The sequence below is a fragment of the Thermoproteota archaeon genome, assembly GCA_003352285.1.
GTDB lineage: Archaea > Thermoproteota > Nitrososphaeria > Nitrososphaerales > Nitrosopumilaceae > PXYB01.
Genome location: QQVN01000005.1, coordinates 545622 through 560932, shown reverse-complemented (window position 1 = coordinate 560932; position 15311 = coordinate 545622). Strand labels below are relative to the sequence as shown.

Sequence of the window (15311 nt, the reverse complement as noted above, 5' to 3'; positions counted from 1 at the left end):
AAAAATTAAGATAATCTTAACTTGTTATCTCATTTACCTTATCGTCTTTAGTCTTTTTACGAACGTAATTTTCAACCCAATCAAGAGTTATCACTCCTGCTTCAGCCAAGTTAACAAGAGAATTTGATGATGCTTCACCAGTAACTTTGCCTGTGTTTCTTCTAATTTGACGCCACTTTAATGCAGTATTTCCACTTTTTGAATTGTAAATAATTCCTAACACATCTCTTGCATTTACAAATGTTATATCACGAATTTTTTTGATTGTAACTTTATCAGCTGCTTCTACATATATTGAACCTAGGCTTTCATCACGTTCTGCAAATACTTCAAAATCATCAAGATAACTTTTTGGAGCATATGAGCTACATGTACTTGTGATGATAAATCGTCTAAAACTTTCTAATGATGCAGGTGTATCGATGGCTACCATTATGTCACCTAGTCATATGCCATTTATCAAGCTTCTTGAAAGACTCAATTAGGATTTTGTTTAAACTGATGTGCAGGCGTTGATGAACGTATCCCATTGATTGATGATATGGATCTTGAGTTCTGAGCCTGCCTCTAGAATTTTATTCTAGAAGCAATTTTTAATTTCTATTGAAATCACTTACTGAATATTTGACATTTAATACAAAAAGAAGGATCTCTTTTCTTAACATCACACAAGACATAGAAAAATTAGTTTACAAAAGTAAAATTCGTGAGGGTTTGTGTCTTGTGAATGCCATGCATATTACTGCTAGTGTCTTTATCAATGATAATGAATCTGGATTACATAGTGATTATGAAAAATGGTTAGAAGGATTGGCTCCTCACGAACCAATTTCACAATACAAACATAATGATACTGGTGAAGATAATGCTGATGCTCATCTAAAGAGACAAGTTATGGGCAGGGAAGTTGTAGTTGCAATCACAGATGGCAAGCTAGACTTTGGTCCATGGGAGCAGATCTTTTATGGTGAATTTGATGGAAAAAGGCAAAAACGTGTTTTAGTAAAAATAATAGGCGAATGATTATCCAAAATCTGCGTCTCTTTTTTGACTCTGCTGCTCATTAGCTCTTGCTGCAGCTCGAAATTCTTCTTCATGATTTTGTGGTCCATGACCGCATTTTACACAAGCTAATTTGAAACCATCTTCGTTTTTTTGATATGTTTCACAGCCACAAAAGCATGCCATGTTTAATCTTAAAATTTGTTAATTATATCTCTTAGGTTTTGAATTACAAGTTATTCTTATTCTTCATTGTTTTGTTTACAACATTCACCCATTGGAATTTCATGGTCATGAGGACACTTTCTAGGGTGTTTTAGCATGGTACATAATGCATTTGTAAATTGTTTATTCATATGATGCTCTACTCCGCAAACCATCTCTTCATCAATTTCTATTTTTAGTGCACTGTCCATCAAAACTTCAAGGAGTCTACTATTTCTCATCATTACGGATCCTATCCTTTCTCCCTCTTGGGTTAATGTTACTCCTGCTTTGTTATAATTGACTAATTTTTGTTCATTGAGCTTTTTGAGCATTTGAACCACACTTGGTTGTCTTACATTGAGCATCTTTGCAATTGAGCTAATCTTGACGTCCTCTCCACGTTCTTTGATATGCCAGATTGCTTTGAGATACATCTCAACATGCTCTGCTTCAGCAGTTCCAACAAAAAGAACTTCCTGATCCAATGAATCCATACTATGACTTCTTTGAATCTTTTAATAAATATTCAAAGTATTCCCTTGCAAATCCTGCTAATCCAGCATGATCTGCCCATATTGCGACTGTTTCAGCATTTGTACTTCCAATTTCAGGTCCTAACAAAATTACTACATAGCGTTTATCAGAGATAATACCTCCTCCAAAAAGACCTTTTTTCACTTTTACTGTGGCTACTCTAGTGATTGCTTTTAGTGACTCTTTATCCATCTTATCTGATGTTAGAATTGTTATTTTTACACCCCTATCATGCAATGATCGTAATTTTGGTAATGCCTGCTTTACTAAGGCCTGACCTGCCTCAGGGAGAGCAATCATGACTTCACTTCTGCAAGATTCTACCATTTCCAAGATTTTTGCTGCAATGTTTACGGTACCTGATAAGACCCAAATGTCAGGCCTTTCACTAGTACCACTTTTTTCATAGAGTGGAACAAGTTCATTTAAAATAATACTCTGGTTTGCTGCAAAGTCTATCTCCATTTTTTGCTTTGTGGTCTCTAAGCCGGTCTTTGGAGATTTTGGGAAATATTTTGTTGGACGAGAGTCATCAGAGCCAATCCATCCTTTATCCTCAAGTGTTCCTAACACTTCGTAGATCTTTGAATATGGCACTCCTGATTTTTGACTAAGATCAGACGCAGTTAATTCTCCGTCTTTGAGAAGGGAGGAAAAAGTCCTAATTTCATAACTAGTCAAACCTATTTTTTCTAGTGATTTTCGTGTCTTATCAGAAATGCTCATGCGATCTAATCGATCGTTCTTTGTATTTAAACTCCACAGGAATAATTACACACATTCCAACGGGGCCTAGTGGGAAATGGATTATATACCATTTTGAAAAAATGCCACTAATAGGTATGGCTCTAATTCAGATTGCAAATCAATCTACTAAACAAGTAGGTAAGAAATCTACTATTAGATTTACTCAAAGCATCTGTCCAGATTGTAACATGATATTAGATGCCGAAGTCTTTGAGAGAAATGGCAGAGTCTACATGACAAAGACTTGCCCTACGCACGGTGAATGTGAGGAGCTTTACTTTGGTTCTTATGAGATGTACAAGAAATTTAGTACTTATTGGATGGATGGCAAAGGTGCCCATGCTCCAAATGTTATGATTGACAAGTGTTCATGTCCAAATAACTGTGGATTGTGTTCAAACCATCTTTCACACAGTGGATTAGCAAACATGATAGTTACTAATAGATGTGATCTCACATGCTGGTACTGCTTCTTCTATGTAAAGAAAGGGCTAGAAGGCGCTTACATGTATGAGCCATCACAAGATCAAGTAAGAGCAATGATGAAGACTCTACGCTCTGAAAGACCAATTCCAGGCAACTCTATGCAAATTACTGGTGGTGAACCAATGTTGCGAGAGGATATCGCTGATGTTATCAAAATTATGAAAGAAGAAGGAGTTGAACATGTCCAAATGAATACCAATGGTATCCGACATGCAATGGATCCTGAAGCTGCTCGTGAAGTAAGACTAGCAGGATGTAACAATCTTTACTTAAGCTTTGACGGTGTAACTGCAAGAACAAACCCAAAGAATCATTGGGAAATTCCTTATGCTCTTGATAGCTGCAGAAAAACAGGTACAACAGTAGTATTTGTTCCAACTGTCATCAAATCAATTAATGACCATGAATTAGGCGGTATTATCCGATATGCACAAAAGAACATGGATGTAGTTCACGCAGTAAATTTCCAACCAGTTTCCTTGACAGGAAGAATGGGTAAGCAAGAGCGTGAAAAATATAGAATTACCATTCCAGATTGTATTCAAAGAATTGAAGAGCAAACAAACGGTGATGTAACAGTTGATGACTGGTTCCCAGTTCCAAGTTGCATGCCATTAACAAACGTAATTGAAGCATTTTCTAGTAAACCAAAGTATGAATTATCAATCCACTTTGCATGTGGTGCAGGAACATACATCTTTGAGGATGCTGAAACCAAGAAATTCGTCCCACTAACAAGATTCTGTGATATTCAAGGTATGCTAGAATTATTTGAGGATAAAGCAGAAGAGATTCGTTCTGGTAAAAACAAGTACTTTACAATGCTTGAAGTTGTCAGAAAACTCAAAGGTTTTGTTGATACAAAGAAACAACCCGCAGGCTTGGATCTTGCAAAGATGTTTGGTAACATACTCATGAAGAGATCATTTGATTCTGTTGGCTCTTGGCATGTCAAGGGATTATTCCTTGGTATGATGCACTTCCAAGACAAATACAATGAAGACCTAGAGAGACTACAAAGATGTGACATTCATTATGTAACCCCAGATCTTAGAATCATTCCATTCTGTGCATTCAATGTAATTCCAGAATGGTACAGAGACAGAATCCAAAAGAAATATTCTATTACTGTAGAAGAATGGGAACAAAGAGAAGGCGTTAAGCTAGAAGACGGTCTTTACAGAGGTCTAATGAGACGTGGAGCAGGCGATGAACTTGCTGCAGGTTGTGCAAAAAGCCAGATGTTTCATGAAGCATCACAGGCAGTAATGTAGAAAAATTAATTTTTTAATCTAATACCTTTTAAATCTAGAAACTATTTTTTTGTAAATGAAAATCCTGTATATTGCTCCTACCTACAAGGGTGGAATTGGAGGACATGCAAAAAGAGTTGCTGAGAAATTACGTGAAAATGATATTGAAGTAGATCTAATGGATGTACCACATATACCAATAAAAAAACTGAAGAATCCATCATTTACATTATTTGGTACACTAAAAGCAAAATTTGCCAAAGAAAAATACGATATAGTTCATGCGTGGAATATTCCTTCTGCATTTGTTATGAAACAAGTTAATGCCAGGAAAAAAGTTCTTTCGGTACATGGAGTTTACTCTGAACAAGTTTCCATGATACACTCATCACCCACTGGCACATTGGCAAAAATAGGAGAAAAAAAAGCACTTGCATTGGCAGATGTATTAACTACCGACTCCAAAACTGTACAACATTCATATCGAGAAAAATTAAAAATTAACTTTGAATATCTTCCAGCCCCATTAGATACAAAAAAATTCGATGATATACCAAAGGCATCACAGAAATTAAATCAAATTATCTATATTGGCAGAGACAGCTATGAAAAAGGAATTGATATCTTAAAAGAGATCGAACCAAAAATTAATGCTGATGTTGTATATTGTACAAACGTCTCTTGGAACGAGGCTATGACACAACTCTGCAAATCCAGAATGTTGGTCATTCCTTCTAGAATAGAAAGTATTCCTCAGGTAATCAAAGAAGCCTTTTTTTTAAAAATTCCTGTAGTAAGTACTGAAGTAGGAGGTGTTCCAGAAATTATTGAGAATTCCAAAACTGGAATCTTAGTACCGCCCAATTCACCAACAAAATTACTTGAAGCAATAAACGATCTCTTAAAAAATCAGGATAAGGCAAACTTCTTTTCAGATCATGCATATGAGTATATCATCAAGAATTTTACTTGGGATGTACTGTTGGACAAATATCTTAATTTTTACAAAAATCTTTTGAAAAACTAACCTTGCTTTTTGAGATTTTTTAATCCTTCTCTTAAGCTCATGTTATATTTCCAACCTAGGGTTTTTTGAGTCAATTTAATATCTGCTTGACTAATTTTTACATCTCCTTCTAGGGCTTTGGCAAATTTTATCCCTGAAGATGAATTCCAAATATCAATCATCATTTTTGCCAATTCAGTAATTGAAGTTTTTACACCAGTACCAATGTTAAAGAATCCTTTGCTAATACTACTCTCCATAGCTAATAGATTTGCTTTTGCAACATCTTCTACATGAACAAAATCTCTGACTTGAGTTCCATCTCCATTAATTACAAGATCTAATTTTTCATTTAGATTGTTCATGAATTTAGTGATGACGCCTGCATATGAACCAGTTTGTCCCTTACCAAAAACATTAAAGTATCTTAATCCAATGATTTTTCCTCCATCAATATTGAATTGTTGAGCAAGTTTTTCATCATCCAATTTTGTTTGTCCATATGGATTAATTGGCATACGTGGAGCATCTTCATTTATTGGAATTTTTAATGCATTACCATATATGCTTGAACTAGAAGCAAAGATCACTTTTAAATCATATTTTTTTGAAATTTCAAAAATATTTCTTGTACCAACAACATTTACCTCATGATAATCTTTCTGTTTTATGAAAGATTCCTGTACAACTGTTAAAGCAGCTTCATGAAAAATCCCGTCACAGCTACTCAAGACCGATTCAATTTTTTCATAATCTCTTATGTCATATTCGTAAAAATTTATGTTATCAAGAATTGAACTGATATTTTCCTTTCTTCCTGTATGCATGTTATCAATAACAGATACTTCATGACCACTTTTGAGCAAATTTTTAACGATATGACTTCCGATAAAACCCGCTCCTCCTGTAACAACAAATCTCATGCGGATGCTAGTTCTGTCATATCTTTAAGTTTTAATAAAAAATTCTTAATAATCCAAAATTAAATAAAGTACCAAATTTGCTTCAAATCAATTAAACTCTTAGGAAATGGAAATGTCTGAAAATAATAACAAAATCCTGAATTTGGAGATAAACGAAATAATAAAAAAAATCAATGAAGATAAAATCACAGTATGTGTTATCGGTATTGGTAGGATTGGATTACCCACTGCGCTATCATTTGCAAAATCTGGTTTAATGACTGTTGGAGTGGATATTAACTCTGAGTTAATCGATAAAATAAATTCAGGCATCTACCCATTAAAAGATGAACCTGAATATGACGTAATTTTTGAAAATGTAACAAAAAATAAAAAATTTCAAGCTACAAATGATATTGAGAGAGCTGTTCCTGCCTCTGATGTAATTCTTCTCTCATTACCCACTCCCATGGATGAAACTAATGTTCCTGATTATTCTGCATTGAGAATTGTTGGAAAACAACTTAACAAATTATTGGCTGATGGCACTCTAGTAATAGTAGAAAGCACCATTGAACCTGGTTTTATTGAAAATGAATTAATCAAAATAATTGAAGGAGATGATAATCGATTGAAGGTAGGAGTAAATTTTTCTATCGGCGTATGTCCTGAAACAGCCAATCCAGGAGAGATTGCAATAGATTTTTCGAAATTACCTAGATTGGTTGGTGCAATTAATGAGAAAACTCAGCGCATAATTATAGAATTATACAAACATGTTTTTCCCGTAGATTTGATTCCAATGCCCAATTGCAAAACAGCTAATGCTGTAAAACTTACCACAAATGTTTTTAGGGATATTAATATTGCATTCATAAATGAATTAGCATTACTCTTTGAAAAACTCGGAATAGATACAATGACAGTGTTAGAGGCTGCTAAAACAAAATATAATTTTCAAGTGCATTATCCTGGAGCTGGTGTAGGGGGTCCATGCCTCCCAGTAAATTCATACCAATTACTGAATTCTTCGACAGCTGCAGGCCTAAATGAACTTAGTATTGTTAAAGCTGGAAGAAAAATTAATGAAAAAATGCCATTTCACGTGGTAGATTTGATAACACAAGCATTCTCAGATGCAAACATTGGATTAAAGGAAAGCTCTATTCTAATTCTAGGAGTTTCGTATAAACCCAATGTAAAAGATCTTCAACTATCTCCTGCAAAAATTGTTATTGATGAATTAAAGAAAAAAGGAGCAAAAATCAAGATTTACGATCCATATTTTTCAAATTCTACTGTATATGATATTATGGTGGAAAATAATTTTGCAGAAATTCTTTCCGATATTGATTGTTTAGTCTTACTTACAGCTCATAATGAATTTCTAAACATTGATCCTGGCTTTTTGAAATCAAGAATGAAAAATCCTTTACTGATTGATTCTAGAGGTGTTTTTGAACCAAAAGAAGTCGAAAAAGTTGGTTTAATCTTCAAAGGAGTAGGTAGAGGATAAGGAATTCATTGGAAATATCGCCTCAATCAATCATAGAAATTCTTTCACTTCGTTATGATTCAAACCATTCTCCAAAATTACCAAAACTCTCCTGGAAGGATTTTCTCCCTAGTGAAAATTATTCTGATGAACAAATTGAAAAAATCATCAAAGAGTATTTGCATAGCACATTATCAAATAATAAAGAAAAAAAAATCTCAATTGCTCTTAGTGGTGGTATTGACTCCACCCTGACACTATTGTATCTAAAAAAATTTTTACCGGATTGGGAAATTACTGCATTTTCAATAAAGTTTGCGGATAGTACAGATGAAACTATTCAAGCAAGTAAAATTACTGAACACTTTGGCGTTGATCATAAAGTCATTTTTCTCAAAAATTATCTTGAAGAATTACCAAAAGCTATATCCATCATTAAACAACCCTTTTGGGATTTACATTGGTATTATGTTGTAAAAGAAGCACAAACTTTTTCCAAAATTTTGGCTTCTGGTGATGGAGGAGATGAGTTATTTGGGGGTTATACTTTTAGATATAAAAAATACCTCTCTTTGATTAATTCAAGTTCCACTCCAATTGAAAAAAGTACTGCATATTTACAATGTCATGAAAGAGATCATGTACCAGACCAAGAATCCCTATTTGGTCAAAATATTCCATTTTCATGGGGTAAGATTCACACTAAACTGTCACACTGGTTTGATAACTCACTTCCAGAACTGACGCAGGTATTTTTAGCAGACTATAACGGAAAATTACTTTATAATTTTAGTCCGATAAATAGTAAAATTAACAATCATTTCGGAATAACATCGGTTACTCCTATCTTATCTCCTAAGTTAACCCATTATGCCTGTAAAATACATCAAAACAAAAAATATGATTTCCAAAACAATATTGGAAAAATCCCACTGAGAAATTTACTAAAAAAACATGGAGTTGAACATCTAATCTCTAATGAAAAACTGGGATTCTCAGTCAATACCTCCAATCTTTGGAAATCTATTGGACATGAATTATGCAAATCCTATCTCATTAATTCAAACATTGTTAAATCAAAATTGATTAACAAAGAATGGATTCAAAAACATATTGATCGGGACAATTTAGATACGCGATACGTGAATAAATTTTTAGGATTACTAGCTTTAGAAATTTGGTATCAGTTATTTATCAGCAAAGAAATTGATGATTCAATAACACTATGATTCTATAGTGCTTTTTTAAATTACTTTTTTGACATTATCAATAAAGTCACGCGTAATTTTATCCCAAGAAAATTTTTCTTCTACAAACTTTTTTCCACTTTGTCCCATTTTCATGGAAGTTTTTTGGTCGTTTAAGAAGATAGAAATTTTATCAATTATGTCTTTGCTACTTCCTTTGTTAATTAAAAATCCAGTATGACTATCATTCATCAACTCTGGTATGCCTCCAACATTGGTTGCAATGACTGGTTTTGTCATTAGCTGAGCTTCTAATAATGTCAAAGGAGACATGTCTATTCCGCTGATTAATGCGTAAATATCAATCTCTGTTAAAAATTGTCTTACTTTATCTGGATAATCCAATGATCCAAGCCATTTGAAGTTATCATATTTTCCTAACACTGATAACACTTCATCTTTGTATGGTCCATCTCCTGCCCAGTAAAATGTTACATGAGGTAATTCCTCTAAAACATTTTTCAGAGTTAGCATCTCTTTTGTTTTACCCCAGATCACTGCTCCTTGAAGTAATCCTACACATGGGTGCTTTAGTTCAAGTCCTTTTTCTTGATACCATCTTGCTGAATTAATCCCTTGATAAAATACTGCTGTATCTTTTTGTGGATAGTATTCTTTTACTCTATTCTCAAGATGCTTGCAAATTGGTAAAATTAGCGATGAATTTGTAAAACACTCATGTGCAATCTTCTTCCATTGATGTAATGCTAGATTCTTTGGGAACGACTTGTATAATGTTTGACTTGCCCAATCCATCTCCTTCCAAAAATCCCCGCGAAGATGTACCAACAATGGTATGTTCTCTTTAACAACTGCGATACCAAAATGTCGCTGCCTATCAATAAATACTGCATCTGGTTTAAAATCTGCTACAAGATTTTTGAATTTTTTTCTTGTTTGAAACCAGTGAGAAAACTTTCTACTTGGATAACCATCATAAATTTCAGAATCTGTGACTAGTCTATACTCTATATTGTGTTTTACTAACTCATCTCCAAATTCTTTAAGATGAAAGAACTTTGAACTTGCTCCGCCAATAAGTATCTTCAATTTTGAATAACCTGAATGATTTACTCCCTGTTTTAAGTACTATTGTGATTTTGATTATTTTTTATTGAGTTAATGTGTAAAATTAATTCCTACTAGTTTTTATGGGCCTGATTTTTTTCATTTAGATTATGAAAATGTCACTCATCCAATATCTTGTTTGTCCAACTTGCCGTAGACCAACTACGATAAAAATTCATAAAAAAATTAAGGATGAAATTATCTCAGGAAAAATTCTTTGTACTCACTGTAATGAGGATTTTATCATAAAAGGTGGAATTCCCAGATTTGTTACTGATCAAACTAAGGATTTTGTAAGAACTGAAGAAGCTTTTTCTGCAAAATGGAGGACTCACCATAAAAATCATCAAGCAAAAGACTGGATATTATTCCAACAAAAATGGTTTCTGGAAAGATTTGGTTGGAAAACTCTTGGAAATTTTACAAAATTTTTAAAAACAAAAAATAAAATTTTAGATGCCGGTACCGGAATTGGAAACAGCGCAAAACTATTATCTGCAAATCCTAATGCCCAAGTTTTTGCACTTGATGCAAGTGAAAGCATAGATTTTGCGTATAAAAAATATGGAAATATTAAAAATATTCATTTCCTACAGGCTGATCTTAGGCAATTACCTTTTGCAAAAAAGTTTTTTGACTATGTTTATTCAGATCAAGTCTTACATCACACAAAAAACACTGCCACATCATTCAAGTATCTTACCAAATTTCTTCAAAAAGATGGTCATATCTCCATTTATGTTTACAATAAAAAAGCACCTGTAAGGGAATACGTAGATGATTTCATAAGAAAAAAAACTGTTAAAATGTCTATTTCTGAGTGCGTGGAATTTTCAAAAGACATGGCTGTTCTGGGAAAAAGTCTATCAAAACTAAAAAAGAAAATTACTATACCACGTAACATTCCACTCCTTGGAGTCAAGGCTGGAACCTATGATGTACAGAGATTTGTTTACTGGCATTTTTTAAAATGCTTTTGGGATGAAAATGACGATTTTGAAAGAAGTGTTGGTGTGAACTTTGATTGGTATTATCCCAAATTTGCTTTTCGCCACACCCCAAACGAAGTTAAAAAATGGTTTAAAGATACAAAAATTAGAATTAATCACTTTAAAGAAATTGAGAGCGGAATAAGCGTTACAGGAAAAAAATAATTAATTTTTTAAATTTTTTAACGTTTCTGAAAATTCTTTTGCAATCTTTTCCCAACTAAAATTTTTTTTCACATAATGATAAGCCGAACAAGCCATTTCTGAAGATTTATCTTTTTCTTGTAAAAGTATTGTTATTTTCTTTCGAATTTCTTCAGGATTGTTACTAACTAGAAATCCTGATTTGTCATTTTGAATAATTTCAGAAATTCCACCTATGTTTGTAGCAATGATTGGTTTTTTCATTAGCGATGCTTCTTGAATTGAATGCGGAAACATATCTAATCCCGTTACTAGTAAATAAATATCAATTTCATCTAGAAAATCTCTTACCTTATCTGGATATTCCAATGATCCAAGCCATTTGAAGTTATCATATTTTCCTAACACTGATAACACTTCATCTTTGTATGGTCCATCTCCTGCCCAGTAAAATGTTACATGAGGTAATTCCTCTAAAACATTTTTCAGAGTTAGCATCTCTTTTGTTTTACCCCAAATATTTGCATTTTGTAACAACCCTACACAAGGATGTTTTAAAAAAGAGCTATTTGTTGGAAACCAATCTTTTGATTCAATCCCTTGATAAAGAATTTTGGTTTTTTTTCTAGGATATTTAATTTTTACAATATCATTCAAATGCTTACAAATAGGTAGAATCATAGTAGATCTTTCAAAACATTTTTTGGCAATTTGATCCTTTATTATGATTTCTAGTTTTTTATTTGGGGTTTTATTCAATGTTTGTTTTGATATCTTACTTTCACTCCAATAATCTCCTCTTAAAAAAATCAAAAGTGGTATATCGGAATCTATGACAAGTGATGAAAAATGACTTACACGTTCTGTGAAAACAAAATCTGGTTTATACTCATTGATTATTTCAGTAAACTTTTTCGGTGTCTTAAACCATCTTAAAAACTTCTTTCCAGAAATTGAATCATCATAAATTTCAAGATCATCAACAATCTTGTAATCAATCTCATTTCTGAGTAATTCATTGCCAAATTGTCTAAGATCAAAAAACCTAGATTTATCGGCCGCAATTAATACCCTCATAAAAATAAAACGTTTTTTACTATCTTAAAGTCTTTTAATTTTTAATTAACAATAATATAATTTCACAATTAAACTATATTTAGCTAGTTTGTGATTTGAAATATGGAAGTGGATACAAACATTGGCTAGAAATTTAGGTTTTAGATTTTGGTTTTATTTTAGGCAAGGTTGGAGTGTTTACTTTGCCTTTATTTTTGCAGCAATCAATACACTTACAGTCACATATTATTTGGCAATCGAGAATTATCCTATTTTGCAACAATTTTTCCCTACTTTTGAATCCTATATTTTAGCAGTAGCGGGAATAGGTGTTCCTTTATTGGTAGCAATAGGATATGCTCATTATAAAAGAACATCTGCCTTTAAGGCCGAAGCTACCGTTTCTTGGGAAAGCAATCCCTATGCTAGACGTATGCTTTCAAATGCTGAAATGACCTTGGGATTGAATATCACCTTACTGGAATTAATTTTGAAGTTGTCAAATAATGAAAAGTTATCAGAAGCAGAAATAAAAAATATACTCGAAAAGAAAAAAGAAATAGATGAGTTCCTGAAATCTCGTTCACTTGATAATAAATTGGATTTAGACTATATGAAAAAGTTAGTTAAATAATGCTTTCAGGATAACATTGTAAAAACTCTCCAAAATACTTCACCTTCTTTGTCAAAGGTAAATATGCACAACAATTTATTATCAAATAAAGACATAAATTTTAATTGAATACTAAAATAGCAATTTCTTTATTGATCGTTTTCATAATTGTTTTTTCATTAATGTTTTTTTTACAATATATTGTTAATGATCCAACTTCTGTAAATGAACAAAACCATCCGTTTTATTCTAAAAAATTTCCAGAAAACCATAATCTAGTTTTTATAATTGGTACTAGTCATGTAGGTCAATTAAATTCTACTTTTATCAATGAAGAAATCTCTAGCAGGTTTTCTAATTATGAAGTGTATAATCTAGCTCATTTCAAAGATAATCCTCAACGTAGAGAACCATACTTAGATAAAATATTGGAATTTAATCCGACAATAGTTTTTTACGGTATATCTCATAGAGAATTTAAACAAAATTCTGAATCTAATCAAAACATAATCCTTAATTTTCAGAATGGATTTTCTGAAATTTTGTCGCCAGAAAAATTTGGTTTTGAATCTATCAATCCAAAATTTAATACTCTCCAGATAATTAGAAGTTTTCTAGATATTCCTTCCATGAGTATAGATGATAAAATGTATGATGCTTATGCTCCTTTTTTCTGGTATGAGAGGCCTCAAACTCTAATTTCTAACGAAGAATCTCTGTTAAGAGATGATGCTCTAATTACAATTGATGAATACAAAATTGGGGATCCTACTCATAACAATCAAGTAAATGTATTCAAAAATATCATTCAAAAACTTCAAGATAACAATGTCAAAGTAGTAATTTTTACCACTCCGTTAAATCATCACTACTTGAATTTAATAGATAAAAATGAAATTACCACATTTAATATGATTCTCGATGAAATATCAAATGAGTTTAATGTAGATGTTTATGATTTTACTGAGAAATATGAAGAGCTTTCAATATGGATGAATCCAACACATATTTCATATAATAAAAATGCAATAATCGTAAGCCAAGATATTGCAAATATGATAATACAGGAGATTCAAGAGTAATGTTATTTACTACACTTGAATTTGTGTTATTTTTTGTTGTGGTTTTAACCACAATAAGTATAATTAAAAATCGTCAGTTTCATCATTTTTTTCTTTTAGGAGTAAGTTTATTTTTCTTTTATTATTCGAGTAACTATCTTATTACTATCTTAATTGCTTCTACATTACTTGACTTTTATGTTGGAAAAGCAATATGGAAAACATCTAATGTTTCAAGAAAGAAAATTCTTCTTATAATTAGCCTAGCAGGAAATCTAGGATTATTAGGATTTTTTAAATATGCTGATTTTGCAATCTTGCAATTTAATATAATGGGTAATTACTTTAATCTGTCTAATGAGATTCCTCTGCTGAATTTAGTATGGCCCATAGGCATCTCATTTTACACATTTCAAACCATAAGCTATTCTGTTGATATTTATCGTGGAAATCTAACACCATCAAAATCATTCTGGGAGTTTGCTTTGTTTGTGTCCTTTTTCCCTCAGCTTGTGGCAGGACCTATTGTCAGGGCAAAAGATTTCCTACCACAATTACGAGAAAAGATTGAAAATTTTGAGACTGGTGAAAGATTACGTCAAATTATCATCAACAATTCAAATCTCAAGTTAGGAACAACTCTGATGGCATTTGGATTTCTCAAAAAGATGTTCTTTGCGGATAACATTGCTCCATTTGTAAATGAAATCTTTGCAAATCCAGTTGGTCTTGATTCATTTGCAATAATTATGGGAACAATAGGATTTGGAATTCAAATCTATGGGGATTTTTCAGGATATACTGACATTGCAATAGGCGCTGCTCTGATTCTAGGATTTAAACTTCCAATAAATTTTAACAAGCCATATTTTGCTACGTCTCCATCTGATTTCTGGAGAAGGTGGCACATATCATTATCTACTTGGGTACGGGATTATGTCTACTACCCACTAGTGTTTCATAGGAGAAATTCTACAGGAGTAATTTTTTTCTCCCTGATTTTGTCTTTTTTTATATTAGGAATATGGCATGGGGCAGGATGGAATTTTATTTTATTTGGGATTTTACATGGACTTTATGTTTCAATAGATACCATATTGCGAAAAAAATTCCCACTTCTTAGAAACAACAAATTCTTCAAATCGAAAATTGGAAAAATCGGTGCTATTTTAGGTACTCAAATTTTAGTATTTTTTGCATGGATACCATTCCGAGTATCCGATACTAATGACATGTTATATTCCATGGAAAAATTTATTCTTGTAGATATTCAAATTAATGAAATTATTCCATTTGTATTGAATCATAAACTTCCAATTGCTTTAATATCATTATTTATAGTTCTACATTATATTTCATATAAAAAACCGAATATGATAGAGTATTTTTCAAAGTTAAAACACCTGCATTGGACAATAATGATTTTTGTAATTTTACTAACCATAGTTTTCTTCTTTGATGGTAATTCTGAAGATTTCATTTATTTCAGAATTTGAATTAA

At 32.2% G+C, this 15311-nt stretch carries 15 protein-coding genes; 9 read left to right on the top strand and 6 right to left on the bottom strand.

Annotated elements, in window-relative coordinates; genetic code table 11:
- Positions 1-16: 16 nt before the first annotated feature.
- Positions 17-433, bottom strand: coding sequence for a hypothetical protein (locus tag DWQ18_09520; GenBank protein ID RDJ33364.1), 417 nt, complete (start codon positions 431-433; stop codon positions 17-19).
- 170 nt (positions 434-603) lie between these two features.
- On the opposite strand from DWQ18_09520, the gene DWQ18_09515 reads away from it, so the two are divergent.
- Positions 604-1023, top strand: coding sequence for a YjbQ family protein (locus DWQ18_09515; GenBank protein RDJ33363.1), 420 nt, complete (start codon positions 604-606; stop codon positions 1021-1023).
- Positions 1024-1244: 221 nt separating this feature from the next.
- On the opposite strand, the gene DWQ18_09510 is transcribed toward DWQ18_09515, so the two are convergent.
- Positions 1245-1703: a metal-dependent transcriptional regulator gene (locus DWQ18_09510; protein RDJ33362.1), complete on the bottom strand. Its 459-nt coding sequence runs from the start codon at positions 1701-1703 to the stop codon at positions 1245-1247.
- A gap of 1 nt (position 1704) precedes the next feature.
- Entirely contained in the window at positions 1705-2469 is a 765-nt protein-coding gene (locus DWQ18_09505; GenBank protein RDJ33361.1) for a TrmB family transcriptional regulator, read from the bottom strand.
- A gap of 209 nt (positions 2470-2678) precedes the next feature.
- On the opposite strand from DWQ18_09505, the gene DWQ18_09500 reads away from it, so the two are divergent.
- Both DWQ18_09500 and DWQ18_09495 read left to right on the top strand, forming a co-directional pair.
- Complete coding sequence (locus tag DWQ18_09500) at positions 2679-4250, top strand: radical SAM protein (GenBank protein ID RDJ33468.1); 1572 nt, start codon at positions 2679-2681, stop codon at positions 4248-4250.
- A 55-nt stretch (positions 4251-4305) separates the two neighbouring features.
- Positions 4306-5256: a glycosyltransferase gene (locus DWQ18_09495; GenBank protein RDJ33360.1), complete on the top strand. Its 951-nt coding sequence runs from the start codon at positions 4306-4308 to the stop codon at positions 5254-5256.
- Here DWQ18_09495 and DWQ18_09490 read toward each other — a convergent pair.
- Positions 5253-6158 carry an SDR family NAD(P)-dependent oxidoreductase gene (locus DWQ18_09490; GenBank protein ID RDJ33359.1) on the bottom strand — a complete coding sequence of 302 codons (906 nt, stop codon included), beginning with the start codon at positions 6156-6158 and terminating at the stop codon, positions 5253-5255. The two genes, DWQ18_09495 and DWQ18_09490, sit on opposite strands and share 4 nt — an antisense overlap.
- Before the next feature lie 112 nt (positions 6159-6270).
- On the opposite strand from DWQ18_09490, the gene DWQ18_09485 reads away from it, so the two are divergent.
- Both DWQ18_09485 and DWQ18_09480 read left to right on the top strand, forming a co-directional pair.
- Positions 6271-7653: a nucleotide sugar dehydrogenase gene (locus DWQ18_09485; protein RDJ33467.1), complete on the top strand. Its 1383-nt coding sequence runs from the start codon at positions 6271-6273 to the stop codon at positions 7651-7653.
- On the top strand, positions 7650-8861 hold the full coding sequence (locus tag DWQ18_09480; GenBank protein ID RDJ33358.1) for an asparagine synthase: 1212 nt from the start codon (positions 7650-7652) through the stop codon (positions 8859-8861). The genes DWQ18_09485 and DWQ18_09480 overlap by 4 nt, the downstream gene beginning before the upstream one ends.
- A 15-nt stretch (positions 8862-8876) precedes the next feature.
- Here the strand turns inward: DWQ18_09480 and DWQ18_09475 are convergent, their stop codons facing one another.
- Complete coding sequence (locus tag DWQ18_09475; protein RDJ33357.1) at positions 8877-9929, bottom strand: glycosyltransferase; 1053 nt, start codon at positions 9927-9929, stop codon at positions 8877-8879.
- Between the two features lie 128 nt (positions 9930-10057).
- Here DWQ18_09475 and DWQ18_09470 point away from each other — a divergent pair, with 128 nt between their 5' ends.
- Positions 10058-11101: a methyltransferase domain-containing protein gene (locus DWQ18_09470; GenBank protein ID RDJ33356.1), complete on the top strand. Its 1044-nt coding sequence runs from the start codon at positions 10058-10060 to the stop codon at positions 11099-11101.
- Here DWQ18_09470 and DWQ18_09465 read toward each other — a convergent pair whose 3' ends face one another.
- Complete coding sequence (locus DWQ18_09465; protein RDJ33355.1) at positions 11102-12157, bottom strand: glycosyltransferase; 1056 nt, start codon at positions 12155-12157, stop codon at positions 11102-11104. It lies immediately after the preceding gene.
- A gap of 121 nt (positions 12158-12278) precedes the next feature.
- Between DWQ18_09465 and DWQ18_09460 the strand changes: the two genes are divergently transcribed.
- The 3 genes from DWQ18_09460 (at position 12279) to DWQ18_09450 (ending at position 15306) form a co-directional block, all read left to right on the top strand.
- Positions 12279-12770 carry a hypothetical protein gene (locus tag DWQ18_09460; protein ID RDJ33354.1) on the top strand — a complete coding sequence of 164 codons (492 nt, stop codon included), beginning with the start codon at positions 12279-12281 and terminating at the stop codon, positions 12768-12770.
- Positions 12771-12901: 131 nt separating this feature from the next.
- Positions 12902-13831: a hypothetical protein gene (locus DWQ18_09455; protein ID RDJ33353.1), complete on the top strand. Its 930-nt coding sequence runs from the start codon at positions 12902-12904 to the stop codon at positions 13829-13831.
- Positions 13831-15306, top strand: coding sequence for an MBOAT family protein (locus DWQ18_09450; GenBank protein RDJ33352.1), 1476 nt, complete (start codon positions 13831-13833; stop codon positions 15304-15306). Before DWQ18_09455 ends, DWQ18_09450 begins: the two co-directional genes overlap by 1 nt.
- Positions 15307-15311 lie beyond the last annotated feature (5 nt).

Coding starts and splice junctions, on each gene's coding strand:
- DWQ18_09520 (RDJ33364.1), bottom strand. CDS start 433: ATGGTAGCCATCGATACACCTGCATCATTAGAAAGTTTTAGACGATTT.
- DWQ18_09510 (RDJ33362.1), bottom strand. CDS start 1,703: ATGGATTCATTGGATCAGGAAGTTCTTTTTGTTGGAACTGCTGAAGCA.
- DWQ18_09505 (RDJ33361.1), bottom strand. CDS start 2,469: ATGAGCATTTCTGATAAGACACGAAAATCACTAGAAAAAATAGGTTTG.
- DWQ18_09500 (RDJ33468.1), top strand. CDS start 2,679: ATGATATTAGATGCCGAAGTCTTTGAGAGAAATGGCAGAGTCTACATG.
- DWQ18_09495 (RDJ33360.1), top strand. CDS start 4,306: ATGAAAATCCTGTATATTGCTCCTACCTACAAGGGTGGAATTGGAGGA.
- DWQ18_09490 (RDJ33359.1), bottom strand. CDS start 6,158: ATGAGATTTGTTGTTACAGGAGGAGCGGGTTTTATCGGAAGTCATATC.
- DWQ18_09485 (RDJ33467.1), top strand. CDS start 6,271: ATGTCTGAAAATAATAACAAAATCCTGAATTTGGAGATAAACGAAATA.
- DWQ18_09470 (RDJ33356.1), top strand. CDS start 10,058: ATGAAAATGTCACTCATCCAATATCTTGTTTGTCCAACTTGCCGTAGA.
- DWQ18_09465 (RDJ33355.1), bottom strand. CDS start 12,157: ATGAGGGTATTAATTGCGGCCGATAAATCTAGGTTTTTTGATCTTAGA.
- DWQ18_09450 (RDJ33352.1), top strand. CDS start 13,831: ATGTTATTTACTACACTTGAATTTGTGTTATTTTTTGTTGTGGTTTTA.